This window comes from Streptomyces griseus subsp. griseus (assembly GCF_003610995.1).
Taxonomy (GTDB): domain Bacteria; phylum Actinomycetota; class Actinomycetes; order Streptomycetales; family Streptomycetaceae; genus Streptomyces.
Genome location: NZ_CP032543.1, coordinates 2,534,224 through 2,551,487, shown reverse-complemented (window position 1 = coordinate 2,551,487; position 17,264 = coordinate 2,534,224). Strand labels below are relative to the sequence as shown.

The following is a 17,264-nucleotide window of genomic DNA, read 5'->3' as shown; positions in this document are numbered from 1 at the left end:
GGCACGTTCGGTGACATGCGAAAGGCCCCCGGACCAGGTGGTCCGGGGGCCTTGTGCGGTCGGGGGTGGAACCCGGCCGACCTGCTACTTCGTGAGATCCTTCTCGATCTCCCGCTCGATCTCCTCCGGCTCGCGGCCCGGTGTCTTGAGGTCGAACTTGGTGATAGCGAAGCGGAAGATCACGTAGTAGATCACGGCGAAGCACGCACCGATCGGGATGATCAGCCACGGTTTCGTGTCCAGATGCCAGTTGACGACGTAGTCGATCAACCCGGCCGAGAAGCTGAACCCGGCATGCACCCCCAGCAGCCAGGTGATGCCCATGGAGGCCCCGGTGAGCACCGCGTGCACGCCGTACAGCAGCGGTGCGACGAACATGAACGAGAACTCCAGCGGCTCGGTCACGCCGGTCACGAACGACGTCAGCGCCACCGACACCATCAGACCGCCCACCTCCTTGCGGCGCTCGGGCCGCGCGCAGTGGGTGATGGCCAGGGCGGCGGCCGGCAGGCCGAACATCATGATCGGGAAGAAGCCCGAGGTGAACTGGCCGGCCGACGGGTCCTCGGCGAAGAACCGGGAGATGTCGCCCTGGACGGTCGCGCCGTCCGCCCCGGTGAACTCACCCGCCTGGAACCAGAAGAACGTGTTCAGGAACTGGTGCATGCCGATCGGGATCAGCAGCCGGTTCGCGAAGCCGAAGATCGCCGCGCCCCATGAGCCGAGGCCGATCAGCTGCTTGGAGAACCACGTCAGTCCGTCGCCCACCGGCTGCCACAGCAGCCCGAACGCCACGCCCAGGATCACGCAGAGGAACGCCATCAGGATCGGCACCAGCCGCCGGCCGTTGAAGAAGCCGAGCCAGTCCACCAGCTTGGTGCGGTGGTAGCGCTGCCAGACCACCGCGGTCAGCAGGCCGATCAGGATGCCGCCGAGGACGCCGGGGTTCTGCGGTTCGCCGTCGGGAAGATCGTCCGTGACCGTCCCGTCCATGGGGAAGGCCGTCAGGACGCCCCGGTAGACGAGGAAGCCGACCACCGCCGCGAGCGCCGTGGAGCCGTCCGCCTTCTTCGCGAAGCCGATGGCCACGCCGATGCAGAAGAGGAGTGGCAGGCCGACCTGGCCGTCGAGGATCGCGGTGCCGCCGTTGAGCAGGACCTTGGAGGTCTTGTCCCAGAAGGCGCCGTGCAGATAGGAGTCGAAGAGGTTTCCGAGGCTGACGAGCAGACCCGCCGCCGGGAGGACGGCCACCGGGAGCTGGAGGGAGCGGCCGACCTTCTGCAAACCCTGGACCGGCCCGTTCCACCATTTTGGCTGCGGTGCCGCAGCGGCGCTCGAACTCATCGGCGTCCTTCCCGGAACAAGCCTCGTTTGGCGGTCGTTGGAAACTGGTGTAGACCAGTTGCGTCACGGTCCGGGCCCGCCGTGAAGGCAGGGCACCGGTGATCGTTATCTTTGGTGATAGTCCGGTTACCCGCCCGCGAAGTTGGGCCAACCGTGCGTTACCGTGACGAAACGGACCCGCAGCGGGCGGCCCGTCTGCACGCGAAAACCAGGGAGAAGGCATGGCCACCAAGGCTGAGAAGATCGTCGCCGGGCTCGGCGGCATCGACAACATCGACGAGATCGAAGGCTGCATCACCCGCCTCCGCACCGAGGTCCACAACGCCGACCTGGTGGACGAGGCCGCGCTGAAGGCCGCCGGCGCCCACGGCGTCGTCAAGATGGGCACCGCGATCCAGGTCGTCATCGGCACCGACGCCGACCCCATCGCCGCCGACATCGAAGACATGATGTGACCGGCTGACCCCCCGCCGAACACCGCGGAAGCCCCTGGGCCCCGCACCCGCAGGCCCCGCACCCCCCACCGGTGGCGGGGCCTGTCCCGTACGCGAGACCCCACGCTCCGCCGTCCGGCCCCACCGCACCCGAACGGACCCACCCCCGCCACCCGATAAAGTCGGCCCCATGTCTCGCATCGACGGCCGCACCCCCGAACAGCTCCGCCCCGTCACCATCGAACGCGGCTGGAGCAAGCACGCCGAGGGCTCAGTCCTCATCTCCTTCGGCGACACCAAAGTCTTCTGCACCGCCTCCGTCACCGAAGGCGTCCCGCGCTGGCGCAAGGGCAGCGGCGAGGGCTGGGTCACCGCCGAGTACTCCATGCTGCCCCGCTCCACCAACACCCGCGGCGACCGCGAAGCCGTACGCGGCAAGATCGGCGGACGCACCCACGAGATCAGCCGCCTGATCGGCCGTTCGCTGCGCGCGGTCATCGACTACAAGGCCCTCGGCGAGAACACCATCGTCCTGGACTGCGACGTCCTCCAGGCCGACGGTGGCACCCGTACGGCCGCCATCACCGGCGCGTACGTCGCCCTCGCCGACGCCGTCACCTGGGCCCAGGGCAAGAAGATCGTCAAGGCCGGCCGCAAGCCGCTCACCGACACCGTCGCCGCGATCAGCGTCGGCATCGTCGACTCCACCCCGCTGCTCGACCTCTGCTACGAGGAGGACGTCCGCGCCGAGACCGACATGAACGTCGTCTGCACCGGCGACGGCCGCTTCGTCGAGGTCCAGGGCACCGCCGAGGGCGCCCCCTTCGACCGCAAGGAGCTCGGCGCGCTGCTGGACCTGGCCACCGCGGGCTGCGTGGACCTCGCCGCGCTCCAGCGCGACGCACTCGCGGCCACGCGGAGCGCGTAGCGACTCACCCTCCCCGGGTAAAGAAGCAACCAAATACGCACGACAGGGCGTCGTTACGAGCACGGGCGCACGGGTCGAACCGTGCGCCCGTCCGCGTAACCATCCCCGGGGAGGGACCGCACCATGGCTTCGCGCCGCCACCAACGCCTCGCACTCGCCACCGCCGCCACCTTGCTCACGCTGACCACCGCCGTGGGCTGCGCCGGCCTGGACAAGGCCCTCGACTGCGTCCGCACCGCCGACGCCGTCGCCACCAGCGTCGGCAACCTCCAGCGGGCCGTCTCCAGCGCCTCCGGCGACATCACCCAGGCGTCGGAAGCCCTGGACGACATCGACCGCGAGCTCAAGAACCTCGACGACACCACCGACAACGCGGACCTCTCCAAGGCGGTCGACGACCTCCAGGCGGGCGTCACGGAGGTCCGCCGGTCCATCGAGAGCGGCGACGCCACCCCCGACATCACCCCGGTGACGGACGCGGCGACGGAGATCGGCAAGGTCTGCTCGCCGTAGGATCCGCCCGCCGGGGGAGGGGACAATGGGCGCATGACGCGCCTGATCCTCGCCACCCGCAACGCCGGGAAAATCACCGAACTGCACGCCATCCTCGCCGACGCGGGCCTCGACCTCGACCTCGTCGGCGCGGACGCGTACCCCGACATCCCCGACGTCAAGGAGACCGGCGTCACCTTCGCCGAGAACGCGCTCCTCAAGGCCCACGCCCTGGCCCGGGCCACCGGCCACCCGGCGATCGCCGACGACTCCGGCCTCTGTGTCGACGTCCTCGGCGGCGCCCCCGGCATCTTCTCGGCCCGCTGGTCCGGCACCCACGGCGACGACCGGGCCAACCTTGACCTGCTCCTGGCCCAGCTCGGCGACATCGCCGACGCCCACCGTGGCGCGTACTTCACCTGCGCCGCCGCCCTGGCCCTCCCCGACGGCACCGAACGCGTCGTCGAGGGCCGCCTGAACGGCACCCTCCGCCACATCCCGTCCGGCACAGGAGGCTTCGGCTATGACCCGATCCTCCAGCCGGAGGGCGAGACCCGCACGTGCGCGGAGCTGACCCCGGCGGAGAAGAACGCGATCAGCCACCGCGGGAAGGCGTTCCGGGCGTTGGTGCCGGTGGTGCGGGAGTTGGTGGGGTGAAGCATGAGGGAAGGGGCCGTCCCGAGCGGGACGGCCCCTTCCCGTGGGCGTGCGGCCGGTGGGATTCGAACCCACACAGGATTTCTCCCAGATGCCCCTAAAACACCCGCCGATACCAGTTTGGCCACGGCCGCGCAGCAGATCTCAGCTTACTGCCCTCTGCGGAGTGAGCGCGGCGGTAATCCGGGAGAGATCTTCAGGGCTGCGTGATCCTGCCGCCCCTGCACCAGGTGCGGGTCACCGCGTGGCAGCAGCTCCCCCGGACGCCGACGCCCTACGTCGCCGGTCCTCGGCGGCGCCGAGAAGTGCGACGTATCGATCCCCGGGGCCTTCACGCGGCGGCTGATGGCGTTCGAAGTGTTCCGTGGCTGTGCCCGTCTTCCGCATGCGGTCACGGCCATACCGCCCTGCCCCTCCGATTCCGGCCGCACGTGCGCAGCCTCGTACGGAGTAACGAACCGTTTATCGGATGGTTATGTCCGAAATCCGGAGGGAGGGGGCGCCCGGGAGGACAGGGCTCAGAACTTCGGCTCCGGCGTCTGTGCCTGCACCAGTTCCGCCGCCTCCTCGTCCGTCTCCACCGACGGTGGGGAGCCGATCAGGGGCTGCTGGGCGGTCTCCTTCATGCAGGCGACCGCGATCACGCCGACCAGGGCCGCCGCCATCGCGTAGTACGCGGGCATCAGGTTGGAGCCCGTCCAGCTGATCAGGGCCGTGATCACCAGCGGGGTCGTGCCGCCGAAGATCGACGCGGAGAGGTTGTAGCCGACGGAGAGGGAGCCGTAGCGGACGTTCGTCGGGAACAGGGCGGGCAGGGCCGCCGACATCGTGCCGAGCATGCAGACCAGGGAGAGGCCCAGCATCAGCATGCCGACCGTGATCGGGAGGATGCCGTCGATCCGGATGAGGAGGAACGCGGGGAGGGAGAGGAAGAGGAAGCCCAGCATGCCGGTCATCAGCAGCGGCTTGCGGCCGAAGCGGTCGGAGAGCTTGCCGACCTGGCTGATGATCGCCATCAGGAACAGCATCACCGCCAGCAGGATCAGCAGCCCGTGCGTCTCGCTGTAGCCGAGCTCGTCGGAGAGGTACGTCGGCATGTACGACAGCAGCATGTAGTCGGTGATGTTGTATGCGCCCACCAGGCAGATGCAGAGGATCAGCGTCGGCCAGTACTGGCGGAAGATCTTCGCCAGGTCGCCCTTGGCGGTGGTCTCCACGCCGTCCGCCGCCTCGCTCGCGTGCGCCGTGCCGCCCTCCAGCTTCTGGAAGGCCGGGGTCTCGTCCAGGCGCAGTCGCAGATAGAGGCCGACCAGGCCCAGCGGGCCCGCGACGAGGAACGGGATGCGCCAGCCCCAGGACTCCATCTGGGCCGTGTCCAGGAGGGCGTACAGGGCCGTCACCAGGCCCGCCGCGCACACGTAGCCCGCCAGCGTCCCGAACTCCAGGAAGCTGCCGAAGAAGCCGCGTCGCTTGTCGGGGGCGTACTCCGCGATGAACGTGGACGCACCCCCGTACTCACCGCCCGTCGAGAAGCCCTGGAGCATCCGGAAGAAGATCAGCAGGACGGCGGCCCATACGCCGATCGTCTGGTGCGAGGGGATCAGTCCGATGGCGAACGTGCCGACCGCCATCAGGATCATCGTCAGCGCGAGGACCTTCTTACGGCCGATCTTGTCGCCCATGGGGCCGAAGAACATCCCGCCGAGCGGCCGTACGAGGAAGGCCACCGCGAAGGTCGCGAAGGAGGAGAGGAGCTGCGTCGTCTCGTTCCCGGACGGGAAGAACACATGTCCGATGGTGACGGCCAGATAGGAGTAGATACCGAAGTCGAACCACTCCATGGCGTTGCCCAGCGAGGCGGCCTTCACCGCGCGCTTCACCGCCGCGTCGTCGGTGACGGTGATGTCCGTACGGCGCAGCTTGGGGTTCTTGCGTTTGCGGACGGCCCGGAAGAGCGTGGGGTGGCGCTTGACCGCTTCGGGGTCGGCCGCCTGGTGGGGGTCGGGGGCCGCCATGGCCGGGTCCTTTCCTCGGAGGGTGTTCCAGGAAAGGCTTCTGCGCGGTCGAGGCGGTCGCAAACCGACTTCATGGTCCGATGCGATGTCCCTCACATGATCTCGACATCGCTCCGGGGCGGGAGCGAGGGCCGCACAGGGCCCGCCGCCGAACGGGAGGGCGTCCGTGCCGCCTCGCCCCGGATGGCCCATCCGGGGCGAGGCGGGTCAGGGACCGGCCGGGTCAGATGCCCAGATCCCTGATGATCTTGGCCACGTGGCCCGTCGCCTTGACGTTGTAGAAGGCGTGCTCCACCTTGCCGTCCTCGTCGACGACGACGGTGGAGCGGATGACGCCCGTCACCACTTTGCCGTACAGCTTCTTCTCGCCGAAGGCGCCGTACGCCTCCAGAGTCTCCTTGGACGGGTCGCCGACCAGCGTGACCTTGAGGTTCTCCTGCTCGCGGAACTTGGCGAGCTTCTCCGGCTTGTCGGGGGAGACGCCGATGACGTCGTAGCCGGCGCCCGCGAGCAGGTCGAGGTTGTCGGTGAAGTCGCAGGCCTGCTTGGTGCAACCGGGGGTAAGAGCAGCCGGGTAGAAGTAGACGATGACCTTGCGGCCCTTGTGGTCCGCGAGCGAGACCTCGTTGCCGTCGGCGTCGGGAAGGGCGAAGGCGGGAGCGGGGTCGCCGGGCTTGAGTCGCTCGCTCATGTGGTTCTCCTCGGGTGGTGCACGGGTCGGACGGGACCGAGCGTAATAGGGGTGCCGCCGGGTGCGCGGGGGTTCGAGCTGACAGACTGTCGACGAAGGTTCAGATGAAGGTTTACCGGACACGACCACGGAGGCGGCGCAGTGTCGGATGCCAGGACCCCTGCGCAGATCGAGGCGGACATCATCAGCAGGCGTGAGCAGCTCGCTGTGGTGCTGGACGAGATCGGGGTGCGGGTACACCCGAAGACGATCATCGGAGACGCGAAGGCGAAGGCGGCCCAGTCCGTGGACCGGACGGCCGGCCGCGCGTTCGTGGCGGTGAATCGCTCGGTGTCACAGGTGAAGGCGCAGTTCGTCGCGGAGGACGGTTCGCCGCGGCTGGAGCGGGTGGTTCCCGCCGCACTGCTGGTGGTGGGTGTGGTGGGGCTGCTCACCGTCTCCAAGCGCCGCCGGAAGTGATGGGTCCGCCCGTCCCCCGGTGGGGCGTGCGGGCCCCTCGGCGTGCTCGCGGGTGCGGTGACGGTAGGTTGCGGGCGTGAGCGACAAGACCCGGGGCGACACCCATGACGACGACAAGCTGCCCATCCGCATGCTGCACGACCGTGTCCTGGTGCGGAACGACACCGCCGAGGGCGAGCGGCGCTCCGGCGGCGGCATCCTGATCCCGGCGACGGCCGCGGTGGGCCGTCGGCTCGCCTGGGCCGTGGTGGTCGCGGTCGGCCAGAACGTGCGGACGGTGGAGCCCGGCGACCGGGTGCTGTACGACCCGGAGGACCGTGCCGAGGTCGAGGTGCGGGGGGTGGCGTACGTGCTGATGCGCGAGCGCGACCTGCACGCGGTGGCGGCGGACCGGTTCGAGGGTTCGGTGGACTCGACCGGGCTGTATCTGTAGGCCTCCCCGAGCGTACGAGGGCCTGGTGACCATGGTCACCAGGCCCTTCTGCCATTCCTTGCTACGGTGGAACCACCCCGACGAGACGCGCCGTACCGGGCAGGCAAAGACGACGCATCCCTGTCCGTACGCGTGTTCGCGTGTTGTCGTCGGAGGTTCTCATGGCCTGGGTTCTGCTGATCGTCGCCGGTCTGCTCGAAGTCGGCTGGTCGATCGGGATGAAGTTCACCGAGGGGTTCACCCGGCTCTGGCCGAGCGTGTTCACCGGTCTCGGGATCGTGGCGAGCATGGTGCTGCTGTCGCATGCCGCGAAGACGCTGCCGATCGGTACGGCGTACGGCGTGTGGGTCGGCATCGGCGCCGCCGGTGCGGCGGTCCTCGGCATGGTCGTGCTGAACGAGCCGGTGACCGCCGCCCGGATCTTCTTCGTCTGTCTGCTGCTGGTCGCCGTGGTGGGTCTCAAGGCGACCTCCGGGCACTGACGGCGGGTCCGGCGGACCCGGTTGCGATCCGCCGGATACCTTCTCGGGGCGCCTTGCGGGTCAGCCCGGATAGCGGGCCCCGCGGACCCCTTCGATGAAGTTCCCGCCGAGCGTCCCCGTACCGCTGTCGTCGGTGCCGCCGTCTGTACCGCCCTCCGTGCCGCTCCCCGTACCGCCGTCGCCGCCGGTCGCCCCGCCCCCGTCCGCGCCTCCTGTCGCGCCGCCGGTGGTTCCGGTGCTGCTGGTGTCGTCGGCCGGCGGGGCGGAGGAGGTGGGGGCGGAGGGGGTGGTGGTGTCGGCCGGGGGGCTGGGGGCGGTGCTGGAGGGGGTGTCGTCCGGGGTGGCCGGGCCGGTGGAGCTGTCGGTCCCGTCCTCGCCCGGCTCCTGCGGTTCGTCGGAGCCGGGGGCCGTTTCGAGGTCGAACTCCTTGGCCGGGGAGGAGCGCAGGGCCGCCTCCGTGTAGGCGGCCCAGGTCTCGGCGGGGGCACCGCCGCCGTTGACGCGGTCCAGGCCGAGGGCTCCGTACAGCGGGGTCTGGACGCCGGATTCGGGGTTCTGGCCCATCACGGCGACGACGGTCGCGAGGTCCGGGGTGTACCCGGCGAACCAGGCGGCCTTGTCCTCCTCGGCGGTGCCCGTCTTGCCGACGGCGGGGCGGCCGACGGCCTGCGCGGCGGAGCCGGTGCCGCCCTCGACGACGGAGCGCAGGAGGGCGGTGGTGGTGTCGGCGGCCTCGCGGGTGACGGTCTGCTCGGTCTTGCGGTCGGGCAGTTCGATCTCGGTGCCGTCCTTGGTGACCTTGTCGACGAGGGTGTACGGGCCGTGCCGGCCGTGGTTGGCGAGGGTCGCGTACGCCTCGGTGAGGTCCAGGACGCTGGCGGTGGCGGGGCCGAGCGCGATGGAGGGGGAGGCGGTGAGGTCGGGGGTGGCCTTGGGGATACCGAGGGCGACCGCGGTCTCGCGCACCTTCTCCGGGCCGACGTCCTGCGCCATCTGCGCGTAGACGGCGTTGACGGACTTGTCGGTGGCGGTGCGGACGGTGATCTGCCCGTAGTCGACGTCGTCCTCGTTGGCGGGGTCGTAGCCGGTGGAGCCCTGGGGGCCCTGGACGGTCCGCTTGTTGGTGCCGTCGTAGTACGTCTCCGGGGTGATGGGCCGGCCGTCCTGGGTGGTGGAGTCGTTGGCGACGGCGGCGGTGAAGACGAACGGCTTGAAGGTGGAGCCGACCTGGTAGTCGCGGCGGGTGGCGTTGTTGACGTACTGCTGGGTGTAGTCGACGCCGCCGTACATCGCGACGACCTCGCCGGTCTCCGGGACGATGGAGGCGCCGCCGACGCGCACGTTCTTGTCGGCCTCGCGGTCGCCGCTCCGCTTCTTCATCACGTTGTCCCTGACCGCCGCGACGAAGGCGTCCTGCTTCTTCTTGTCGAGGGTGGTGGTGATGCGGTGGCCGCCGGTGGCGAGGGTCTTCTCGTCGATGATCCCGTTGCCGGTGAGGTAGTCCTCGACGGCCTGCACCAGGTAGCCGCGCTGGCCGGAGAGGCCGGTGGAGGGCTTGGCCTCGCCGGGGACGGGGAACTCGGTCGTGGACCGCTCGCCCGGGTCCAGCCACTTCTCCTTGACCATGCCGTCCAGGACGTAGTTCCAGCGGTCCAGGGCGGCGGCCTTGTTGCCGGGGTGGGCGACGACGTCGTACTGGCTGGGGGCGTTGAGCAGGGAGGCGAGGTACGCGCCTTCGGCGGTGGTGAGGTCCTCGACGTTCTTGCCGTAGTACGCCTGGGCGGCGGCCTGGATGCCGTAGGCGTTGCGGCCGAAGTAGCTGGTGTTGAGGTAGCCCTCGAAGATCTGGTCCTTGCTCTGCTCGCGGTTGAGCTTGATCGCGATGAAGAACTCCTTGGCCTTGCGGACGACGGTCCGTTCCTGGCCGAGGTAGTAGTTCTTGACGTACTGCTGGGTGATGGTGGAGCCGCCCTGCTTGCCCTTGCCGGTCACGGTGTTCCAGCCGGCCCGGAACATGGCCCGCACATCGACGGCGGGCTGGTGGTAGAAGTCGCGGTCCTCGGCGGCGAGTACGGCGTGCTGGACCTCGGAGGGCACCTGGGAGAGCTTGATCTTCTCCCGGTTCACCTCTCCGTCGCGGGCCAGGACGGTGCCGTCCTTGTAGAGGTAGACGTTGGACTGCGCGTCGGCTCCGGCGTTGGCGGCCGGGATGTCGACGAGCTGGTACCCGGCGAAGAACCCGCCGACGAGCAGGAGGCCGGCCACCAGGACGGCCCCGAGGACCATCCGCCAGGTCGGGAAGAGGCGGCGCCACCCGGTCCGCTTGGGGCGTTTCGTGCGCCCCTTCTTCTTCCCGTTCCCGGATGCGCTCCCCTGCGCGCCCTCGCCGTCCCCGGGGCTCGCGGAGGCGGCTGAGGGGTCCCGAGGGGCCCAGGTCTGGTGCTCGTCGCTCATGTCGGTGGGGGCTCCTCGGCTGCGGTCGGTGCTCCCATAGTGCCCGTTTCGCCGGGAAACCCTCGTATCATCCTCCGATCTCCCCCGTTCTCCGCCACCCGGCGCCCCGGAAAAGCGGTCGCGGCCGCCCTTCTCCGTGGCCTAAGGTCGTGCGCTTTGGTGTCCGGAGCCGGGAGCGGGGCGTCCGGGCCGGTGGCGGCGGGGGAGAGGAGACGGCGTGCGGCTGTACGCAGTGGTGGCGGCGGGCGGGTTCCGGCGCTACGCCACGTACCGGACGGCGACGGCGGCGGGGGTGTTCACCAACACCGTCTTCGGCTTCATCCTGGCGTACACCTACATCGCCCTCTGGGACGCGAGACCGCAGCTCGGCGGGTACGACATGTCCCAGGCGCTGGCGTACGTCTGGATCGGGCAGGGGCTCCTGGCCGCCTGCGCCATGATGGGCGGCGGCTTCGAGGACGAGCTGATGGAGCGGATCCGCACCGGGGACATCGCCGTGGACCTGTACCGCCCGGCCGACCTCCAGCTGTGGTGGCTGGCGGGGGACCTGGGCCGGGCCGCGTTCCAGCTGATGGGGCGCGGGGTGGTGCCGATGCTCGTGGGGGCGCTCGCCTTCGACGTCGCGCTCCCCGGCTCGGCGTGGCTCTGGCCCGCGTTCCTGCTCTCCGTCCTGCTGGGGATCGTCGTGAGCTTCGCCGTGCGCTTCCTGGTCGCGCTGACGGCGTTCTGGCTGCTGGACGGGGCGGGCGCGACCCAGATGGCCTGGCTGCTGGGGCTGTTCTTCTCCGGGATGCTGCTGCCGCTCCCGCTCTTCCCCGGGCTCCTGGGCGAAGTGGCCCGCATCCTGCCGTGGTCCTCGCTGCTCCAGATCCCGGCCGATGTGTACCTCGGCACGTACACGGGGTGGGGGCTGGTGGAGGCGTACGCGTTCCAGGGCGCCTGGGCGGTGGGTCTGCTGCTGGCGGGGCGGCTGCTCCAAGGCGTGGCGACGAGGAGGGTGGTGGTGCAGGGTGGCTGAGACGGTGGCGGTGCGGCCCGACGGGAGCCGGGACGAGGCCGGCTTCGCGTACGAGGAGCGGCCCCGGCTGGTCGAGGGGCTGCGCGCCTACGGGCTGATCGTGGCGATGTGGGTGCGCTCCACGATGGCGTACCGGGCCTCGTTCGTCATGACGACGTTCGGGAACCTCGCGGTGACGGCGTTCGACTTCCTCACGATCGTGCTGATGTTCGGCCACGTCGACGCGCTGGGCGGCTACACGCTCCCGGAGATCGCCCTGCTGTACGGGGTGTCGGCGACGGCCTTCGGCCTCTGCGACCTGCTGCTGGGGTCGATGGAGCGGCTGGGGCGGCGGGTACGGGACGGGACGCTGGACACCCTGCTCGTACGCCCGGTCCCGGTGCTGGCGCAGGTGGCGGCGGACCGGTTCGCGCTGCGCCGGGTCGGGCGGATCGTGCAGGGGCTCGCCGTGCTGGTCTACGCGCTGGTGACCCTGGACATCGCGTGGACGCCGCTGAAGGTGGCGATGCTGCCGGTGATGGTGGTCAGCGGTGCGGCGGTCTTCGGCGCGGTCTTCGTGTTCGGGGCGGCGTTCCAGTTCGTCGCGCAGGACGCCTCGCAGGTGCAGAGCGCCTTCACGTACGGCGGGGCGACCCTGCTCCAGTACCCGCCGACGATCTTCGCGAAGGACCTGGTGCGGGGGGTGACGTTCGTGGTCCCGCTGGCCTTCGTCAGCTGGCTGCCGACGCTCTATGTGCTGGACCGGGACTATCCGCTGGACCTCCCGCAGTGGGTGGCGTTCCTGTCGCCGGTGGTGGCGGTGGTGTTCGGGGCGCTGGCCGGGCTGGCGTGGCGGGCGGGGCTGCGGACCTACCGGAGTACGGGCAGTTGAGGAAGAGGGAGTTGGGCACGGTGGACGGGTTCGCACAAGAAGCCACGGGTACGGTCGGCGACGGGCAGGCCACGCGTACGGTCGGTGACGGCTTCATCGTCCTCGACGGCGTCGAGAAGGTCTTCCAGGTCCGCCGGAAGGCCGGCCTGCTGCGCCGGGAGCGGCACGAGGTCCGGGCCGTGGACGGCATCAGCTTCCAGGTCGCGCGCGGCGAGATGGTCGGCTACATCGGCCCGAACGGGGCGGGGAAGTCGACCACCATCAAGATGCTGACGGGCATCCTCACCCCGAGCGGCGGCCGGCTGCGCGTGGCGGGCATCGACCCCTCCCGGGAACGTACGCGGCTCGCCCACCGCATCGGCGTGGTCTTCGGCCAGCGCACCACCCTCTGGTGGGACCTGCCGCTGCGTGACTCGTACCGGCTGATGCACCGCATGTACCGCATCCCTGACCGCCGTTACCGGGAGAACCTGGACCGCTGCGTCGAACTCCTCGACCTGGGCGAGCTGTTGGACGTACCCGTACGTCAACTCTCCCTGGGGCAGCGGATGCGCGGCGACATCGCGGCGGCCCTGCTGCACGATCCCGAGGTGCTCTACCTGGATGAGCCGACGATCGGGCTGGACGTGATCTCGAAGGCCAGGGTGCGCCAGTTCCTCAAGGAGTTGAACGCGGAGCGCGGGACCACGGTCCTGCTGACGACGCACGACCTGACCGACATCGAACAGCTCTGCCGACGGGTGATGGTGATCGACCACGGCCGCCTGATGTACGACGGTCCGGTCGCCGGTCTCCATGAGGTGGGGGAGAGCGAGCGGATGCTGGTGGTGGACCTGGAGCGCGAACTCCCGCCGATCGAGCTGGAGTCGGATGGGGCGGGGCCGGGGCTGCGGGCGGTCAGGGTGGAGGGGGTACGCCAGTGGCTGGCCTTCCCCGCCTCGGCGTCGGCTGCCCCGCTGGTGGCGCGGATCGCGGCGGAGTACCCGCTGATGGACCTGTCGGTGCGGGAGCCGGACATCGAGGCCGTGATCGCCAGGATGTACGAGGCCGCGCCGTAGGCCGGAGCCGGGCGGGCCGACGCGTACAAGCCCTGGACCTGCACGTCTGTGCCGGGAACGGGTGCGTTCAATAGGGTGCGCGGTATGACAAGTGAACGTCCGGAGTTGCGTGCTTCCGATGCTGAACGTGAGCGGATCGCCGAGTTGCTGAGGGAGGCCGTGGCCGAGGGCCGGCTGGAGATGGACGAGTTCGAGCAGCGCCTCGAAACGGCCTACAAGGCCCGTACGCACGGCGAGTTGGAGCCGCTCGTCCAGGACCTTCCGGCGCCCGGCACCGCCGTCGCCCCGGTGGGCTCCTCCGCCCCCGCCCCGCCGCGGGGCTCCGCCGCGAGCTGGCCCGCGCGGATCGGCGGCACCGCGACCTCCAAGGGCGGGTTCGCGTTCTGGGGCGGTTTCAACCGGAAGGGCCGCTGGACGGTCGGCCGGAAGTTCACCGCGTTCGCGATGTGGGGCGGCGGCGAGATCGACCTGCGCGAGGCGAACTTCGAGGACCGCGAGGTCGTCATCCGCTGCTTCGCGATCATGGGCGGCCTCCATGTGACGGCCCCGCCGGAGCTGAACGTCGACGTCCGGGGCATCGGCATCATGGGCGGTTTCGGCGAGGGCCCGAGCGAGGAGGGCGAGACGGTGCCACAGGCGCCGCGCGTCACGATCACGGGGCTGGCCCTGATGGGCGGCGTGGGGGTGGAGCGCAAGCGGACGAAGGCGGAGCGCCGCCGTCTGGAGGAGGCCGAGGAGGCGGAGCGGGCGGTCCGCGAGCGCCGGGGGCTGGACGGCGGGGAGGGCGAGGGGCGCGGGCGCAAGGAGCTGGGCTGAGGGACCGATCCGAGGGGCCGGGCTGCTGAGGGCCGGGCTGAGGGGCCGGACCCAGGCCGCTGAGTGCGGCCGGGCCGCCGGGCCAGGCTGCTGAAGGCCCGGCGGGGGGCCTCGCCGCCCTACGCGTACGTCACCTCACAGCTCGTCGGAGGCCGGTGTGCGGGCCCGCTCCAGGGACGTCGGGTCCACCCGCTCGCCGAGCGCCCGGTATCCGGCGTCGTTGAAGTGCAGGTGGTCGCCGGAGTCGTACGCGGCGAGCACCCGGTTCGGCGCGGCGGGGTCACGTACGGCCTCGTCGAAGTCGACGTACGCGTCGAAGATGGAGCCCGACCGGATCCGCTCGTTGACCGCGAGCCGCACGGCATTGCGCTCGGGCGTCCAGGTGGGGAAGCCCTCGAACGGGGTCAGGGTCGCGCCGACGACCGTCAGCCCCCGCGCCCGCGCCTGGTCGGCGAGGGTCCGCAGCCCGGCCACGATGCGCCCGGCGTCGGGCTCCTGCGGTGCCTGCTGTACGTCGTTGATGCCGAGGGCCACGATCACGGTGCGCGCCCCGGCGACCGAGAGAACGTCCCGCTCGAACCGGACGAGCCCGGCCTGGCCCGCGGAGCCGTCGGTGAGGAGCCGGTTGCCCGCGATGCCCGCGTTGGCGACCCCGTACCGGCCGCCGAGGCGGTCCGCGAGGACGTCCGTCCAGCGGGAGTTGGCGTCGTTGGTGGAGCCACTGCCCGCCGTCAGGGAGTCCCCGATGACGACGACGGTGCCGGGTGCGGCCTCGTTGCGGACGTCCACGGCGGTGAGGTAGCGCCACTTGGTGGTGGACCAGGTGGTGCGGCCGTCGGTCAGGGAGGACGTCTGGTGGGTGTTCGGGTGGTAGGTGGCCGGGCCGCTCGGGCGCGGGGTGCGGAAGTCGACCCGGAGGTCGGAGTCGGGCGCGACCGGCACGGTGACCGGGTCGCTGACGACCCGTCCGCCCGCCGCGATGGTGACGGTGGCGGCGCCGTCGAAGGTCACCGGGCGGCCGTTGACGGTGGCCTGGTCGACGAGGAGCGGGACGGTCCCGAAGAGGTTGGAGAGCGTGATCCGGGCGGCGTTCCCGCCGACGCTGGTGTGCACGACGTTACGGATGGTGCTGCCGGGAAACCCGTTCGCGGCGCCCGGCTCCGCGCCGACGGGTGCGGTGGTCCAGGTGGCGACCCAGTTCCCGCCCGCGTTGGCGGGGGCGACGGGGTTGCGGGCCGCCGCATGCGTCTCGGCGGGCGGGAGCGGGGCGGCCCGGGGGCCGGTGAACAGCGTCGTGCCGAGTACGGCGGCGACGGCGAGTACGGCGGTGCCCGCCAGTAGGGCTATGAGCAGGGCGTACCCCTGGCGCCTGGGCATGTGCGGTGTTTCTCCTTGTGATGATCGTGCTGGTTCCATGATGCGGCAGGCCGCGGGGAACTCGACATGCGCCCCGGGAGTAGGGGAAGTAGGGACAATGCGTACGTCGCGGGGGCGAGGCGTAGGCGGACGGTTGGAACGGGTGGGACGGGTGGAGCGCATGGGACCGACCGGTTCCGGAGAGCAGGACGCGGTGCAGCAGCCAGGACAGGACCCGGACTCCGGGCGACCGGCGTCCGGAACGGAGGGCGAACGGACCGAACCCCGCGGGGAGCTGGGCCCGGGACCACGAGCGGCGGCTCCGGCGAGGGGGCGGGCCCCGGCACCGGCAGGGGCGCCCCGCCCGGCCGCGGCCCGCTGGCCTCGTTCGCGTACACCGCCGCCGACGAGGAGAAACAGCGCGGCGTACGGCGCATGAAGCTCACGGCGACCGGCCTCCTTCTGCTCGTCGCACTGGTCTATGTCCTGGCCACCTGGGCTGAGCACTCAGGTGTGAAGGGCTGGCCGGGCTACGTTGCGGCGGCTGCCGAGGCGGGGATGGTGGGCGCTCTGGCGGACTGGTTCGCCGTCACGGCGCTCTTCCGGCGCCCGCTCGGCCTGCCCATCCCCCACACCGCCATCATCCCCACCAAGAAGGATCAGCTAGGACAGTCCCTCGGTTCCTTCGTTGGGGAAAACTTTCTCTCCGGAGACGTCATTCGTGACCGAATTCATGCTCTGGGGGTGGGCCGGAAGGTCGGTGCCTGGCTTTCGGAGCCGGCCAACGCCGACCGGGTCACCGCGGAGCTGGCGACGGCGCTGCGCGGCGCGCTGACGGTGCTGCGGGACTCCGACGTCCAGGCGGTCGTCGGCGAGGCCATCACCCGGCGGGCCAACGCGGCGGAGGTCGGCCCCGGTCTCGGCAAGATGCTGGAGCGGGTCGTGGAGGACGGCGGCCACCGCAAGGTCGTCGACCTCATCTGCGTACGGGCGCACGACTGGCTGGTGGAGCACGGCGACTCGGTGATGGACGCGGTGCAGGGCGGGGCGCCGGGGTGGACGCCCCGGTTCGTAGACAAGCGGGTGGGGGAGCGGGTCTACAAGGAGCTGCTGCGGTTCGTCACGGAGATGCGGGACATGCCGGGCCACCCGGCGCGCGCGTCCATCGACACCTTCCTCACCGACTTCGCGGCCGACCTCCAGAGCGACTCCGACACGCGGGCCCGGGTGGAGCGGCTGAAGTCGGAGATCCTGGGCCGGAGCGAGGTGCAGGACGTCATCGCGTCGGCGTGGTCCTCCGTCCGTACGATGCTCCTCGCGGCGGCTGAGGACGAGCGCAGCGAACTCCGCCTGCGGGCCCGCGCGTCGCTGATGTCGCTGGGCGCCAGGCTGGCGGCCGACGAACGCCTCCAGGGCAAGGTCGACGGCTGGCTGGAGGACGCGGCGGTCTACGTGGTCACCCGCTACCGGACGGAGATCACCTCGCTGATCAGCGAGACGGTGGCGAGCTGGGACGCGGAGCAGACATCGAAGAAGATCGAGGCGCACATCGGCCGCGACCTCCAGTTCATCCGCATCAACGGCACGGTGGTCGGCGCGCTGGCGGGCCTGGCGATCCACACGGTGTCGCGGGCGCTGGGCGGCTGATGCCCGCGCACGGCTGAGGGTTCCGGGTGCGTACCCGTCCTGTCGTACGGGTACGCACCCGGCTTACACGGGGGAGTTGCCCGGTAGTACGGGCGCGCCGCGGCTGCTG

The 17,264-nt window shown here is 70.7% G+C and carries 17 protein-coding genes, 1 tRNA gene and 1 riboswitch; of the genes, 12 read left to right on the top strand and 6 right to left on the bottom strand.

What is annotated here, in order from left to right:
- Window positions 1-84: 84 nt before the first annotated feature.
- Window positions 85-1,344 carry a PTS transporter subunit EIIC gene (locus tag D6270_RS11680; protein WP_109165462.1) on the bottom strand — a complete coding sequence of 420 codons (1,260 nt, stop codon included), beginning with the start codon at window positions 1,342-1,344 and terminating at the stop codon, window positions 85-87.
- A 221-nt stretch (window positions 1,345-1,565) separates the two neighbouring features.
- On the opposite strand from D6270_RS11680, the gene D6270_RS11675 reads away from it, so the two are divergent.
- The 4 genes from D6270_RS11675 to rdgB all read left to right on the top strand — a co-directional run bounded on the left by D6270_RS11675 (window position 1,566) and on the right by rdgB (window position 3,855).
- Window positions 1,566-1,799, top strand: coding sequence for a PTS sugar transporter subunit IIB (locus tag D6270_RS11675; protein WP_109165463.1), 234 nt, complete (start codon window positions 1,566-1,568; stop codon window positions 1,797-1,799).
- A gap of 169 nt (window positions 1,800-1,968) precedes the next feature.
- Entirely contained in the window at window positions 1,969-2,706 is a 738-nt protein-coding gene (gene rph, locus D6270_RS11670) for a ribonuclease PH (RefSeq protein WP_109165464.1), read from the top strand.
- Window positions 2,707-2,829: 123 nt separating this feature from the next.
- On the top strand, window positions 2,830-3,219 hold the full coding sequence (locus tag D6270_RS11665; RefSeq protein WP_109165465.1) for a hypothetical protein: 390 nt from the start codon (window positions 2,830-2,832) through the stop codon (window positions 3,217-3,219).
- A 33-nt stretch (window positions 3,220-3,252) separates the two neighbouring features.
- The gene (gene rdgB, locus D6270_RS11660) at window positions 3,253-3,855 is read left to right on the top strand and encodes an RdgB/HAM1 family non-canonical purine NTP pyrophosphatase (protein WP_109165466.1); all 603 of its coding nucleotides are present in this window, start codon (window positions 3,253-3,255) and stop codon (window positions 3,853-3,855) included.
- Between the two features lie 50 nt (window positions 3,856-3,905).
- Here the strand turns inward: rdgB and D6270_RS11655 are convergent.
- From D6270_RS11655 to bcp, 3 genes are all read right to left on the bottom strand, one after another.
- Window positions 3,906-3,989: transfer RNA gene (locus tag D6270_RS11655), tRNA-Leu, on the bottom strand.
- A 384-nt stretch (window positions 3,990-4,373) separates the two neighbouring features.
- The gene (gene proP, locus D6270_RS11645; RefSeq protein WP_109165468.1) at window positions 4,374-5,870 is read right to left on the bottom strand and encodes a glycine betaine/L-proline transporter ProP; all 1,497 of its coding nucleotides are present in this window, start codon (window positions 5,868-5,870) and stop codon (window positions 4,374-4,376) included.
- Between the two features lie 223 nt (window positions 5,871-6,093).
- Complete coding sequence (gene bcp / locus D6270_RS11640) at window positions 6,094-6,561, bottom strand: thioredoxin-dependent thiol peroxidase (RefSeq protein WP_109165469.1); 468 nt, start codon at window positions 6,559-6,561, stop codon at window positions 6,094-6,096.
- A gap of 141 nt (window positions 6,562-6,702) precedes the next feature.
- On the opposite strand from bcp, the gene D6270_RS11635 reads away from it, so the two are divergent.
- From D6270_RS11635 to D6270_RS11625, 3 genes are all read left to right on the top strand, one after another.
- The gene (locus tag D6270_RS11635) at window positions 6,703-7,020 is read left to right on the top strand and encodes a DUF3618 domain-containing protein (protein ID WP_109165470.1); all 318 of its coding nucleotides are present in this window, start codon (window positions 6,703-6,705) and stop codon (window positions 7,018-7,020) included.
- Window positions 7,021-7,150: 130 nt separating this feature from the next.
- Entirely contained in the window at window positions 7,151-7,453 is a 303-nt protein-coding gene (locus D6270_RS11630; RefSeq protein WP_043974418.1) for a GroES family chaperonin, read from the top strand.
- Between the two features lie 60 nt (window positions 7,454-7,513).
- Window positions 7,514-7,572, top strand: a riboswitch (guanidine-III (ykkC-III) riboswitch).
- A 42-nt stretch (window positions 7,573-7,614) separates the two neighbouring features.
- On the top strand, window positions 7,615-7,935 hold the full coding sequence (locus tag D6270_RS11625) for a DMT family transporter (RefSeq protein ID WP_093688697.1): 321 nt from the start codon (window positions 7,615-7,617) through the stop codon (window positions 7,933-7,935).
- Between the two features lie 60 nt (window positions 7,936-7,995).
- Here D6270_RS11625 and D6270_RS11620 read toward each other — a convergent pair whose 3' ends face one another.
- Window positions 7,996-10,389, bottom strand: coding sequence for a transglycosylase domain-containing protein (locus tag D6270_RS11620; RefSeq protein WP_109165472.1), 2,394 nt, complete (start codon window positions 10,387-10,389; stop codon window positions 7,996-7,998).
- A gap of 217 nt (window positions 10,390-10,606) precedes the next feature.
- Here D6270_RS11620 and D6270_RS11615 point away from each other — a divergent pair, with 217 nt between their 5' ends.
- From D6270_RS11615 to D6270_RS11600, 4 genes are all read left to right on the top strand, one after another.
- Window positions 10,607-11,407: an ABC transporter permease gene (locus D6270_RS11615; RefSeq protein WP_109165473.1), complete on the top strand. Its 801-nt coding sequence runs from the start codon at window positions 10,607-10,609 to the stop codon at window positions 11,405-11,407.
- Complete coding sequence (locus D6270_RS11610) at window positions 11,400-12,278, top strand: ABC transporter permease (RefSeq protein ID WP_109165474.1); 879 nt, start codon at window positions 11,400-11,402, stop codon at window positions 12,276-12,278. Before D6270_RS11615 ends, D6270_RS11610 begins: the two co-directional genes overlap by 8 nt.
- Before the next feature lie 11 nt (window positions 12,279-12,289).
- Window positions 12,290-13,336, top strand: coding sequence for an ABC transporter ATP-binding protein (locus D6270_RS11605; protein WP_109165475.1), 1,047 nt, complete (start codon window positions 12,290-12,292; stop codon window positions 13,334-13,336).
- 105 nt (window positions 13,337-13,441) lie between these two features.
- On the top strand, window positions 13,442-14,152 hold the full coding sequence (locus D6270_RS11600) for a DUF1707 SHOCT-like domain-containing protein (RefSeq protein ID WP_109165476.1): 711 nt from the start codon (window positions 13,442-13,444) through the stop codon (window positions 14,150-14,152).
- Between the two features lie 135 nt (window positions 14,153-14,287).
- Here D6270_RS11600 and D6270_RS11595 read toward each other — a convergent pair whose 3' ends face one another.
- Complete coding sequence (locus tag D6270_RS11595) at window positions 14,288-15,529, bottom strand: SGNH/GDSL hydrolase family protein (RefSeq protein ID WP_109165477.1); 1,242 nt, start codon at window positions 15,527-15,529, stop codon at window positions 14,288-14,290.
- Window positions 15,530-15,595: 66 nt separating this feature from the next.
- Here D6270_RS11595 and D6270_RS11590 point away from each other — a divergent pair, with 66 nt between their 5' ends.
- Complete coding sequence (locus tag D6270_RS11590; RefSeq protein WP_413251917.1) at window positions 15,596-17,155, top strand: DUF445 domain-containing protein; 1,560 nt, start codon at window positions 15,596-15,598, stop codon at window positions 17,153-17,155.
- The last annotated feature ends 109 nt before the right edge of the window (window positions 17,156-17,264 follow it).

What these genes read in the sequence shown, in the direction of transcription:
- D6270_RS11680 (WP_109165462.1), bottom strand. Translation starts at nt 1,344, where the DNA reads ATGAGTTCGAGCGCCGCTGCGGCACCGCAGCCAAAATGGTGGAACGGG.
- D6270_RS11675 (WP_109165463.1), top strand. Translation starts at nt 1,566, where the DNA reads ATGGCCACCAAGGCTGAGAAGATCGTCGCCGGGCTCGGCGGCATCGAC.
- rph (WP_109165464.1), top strand. Translation starts at nt 1,969, where the DNA reads ATGTCTCGCATCGACGGCCGCACCCCCGAACAGCTCCGCCCCGTCACC.
- D6270_RS11665 (WP_109165465.1), top strand. Translation starts at nt 2,830, where the DNA reads ATGGCTTCGCGCCGCCACCAACGCCTCGCACTCGCCACCGCCGCCACC.
- rdgB (WP_109165466.1), top strand. Translation starts at nt 3,253, where the DNA reads ATGACGCGCCTGATCCTCGCCACCCGCAACGCCGGGAAAATCACCGAA.
- proP (WP_109165468.1), bottom strand. Translation starts at nt 5,870, where the DNA reads ATGGCGGCCCCCGACCCCCACCAGGCGGCCGACCCCGAAGCGGTCAAG.
- bcp (WP_109165469.1), bottom strand. Translation starts at nt 6,561, where the DNA reads ATGAGCGAGCGACTCAAGCCCGGCGACCCCGCTCCCGCCTTCGCCCTT.
- D6270_RS11630 (WP_043974418.1), top strand. Translation starts at nt 7,151, where the DNA reads ATGCTGCACGACCGTGTCCTGGTGCGGAACGACACCGCCGAGGGCGAG.
- D6270_RS11625 (WP_093688697.1), top strand. Translation starts at nt 7,615, where the DNA reads ATGGCCTGGGTTCTGCTGATCGTCGCCGGTCTGCTCGAAGTCGGCTGG.
- D6270_RS11620 (WP_109165472.1), bottom strand. Translation starts at nt 10,389, where the DNA reads ATGAGCGACGAGCACCAGACCTGGGCCCCTCGGGACCCCTCAGCCGCC.
- D6270_RS11595 (WP_109165477.1), bottom strand. Translation starts at nt 15,529, where the DNA reads ATGCCCAGGCGCCAGGGGTACGCCCTGCTCATAGCCCTACTGGCGGGC.
- D6270_RS11590 (WP_413251917.1), top strand. Translation starts at nt 15,596, where the DNA reads ATGCGCCCCGGGAGTAGGGGAAGTAGGGACAATGCGTACGTCGCGGGG.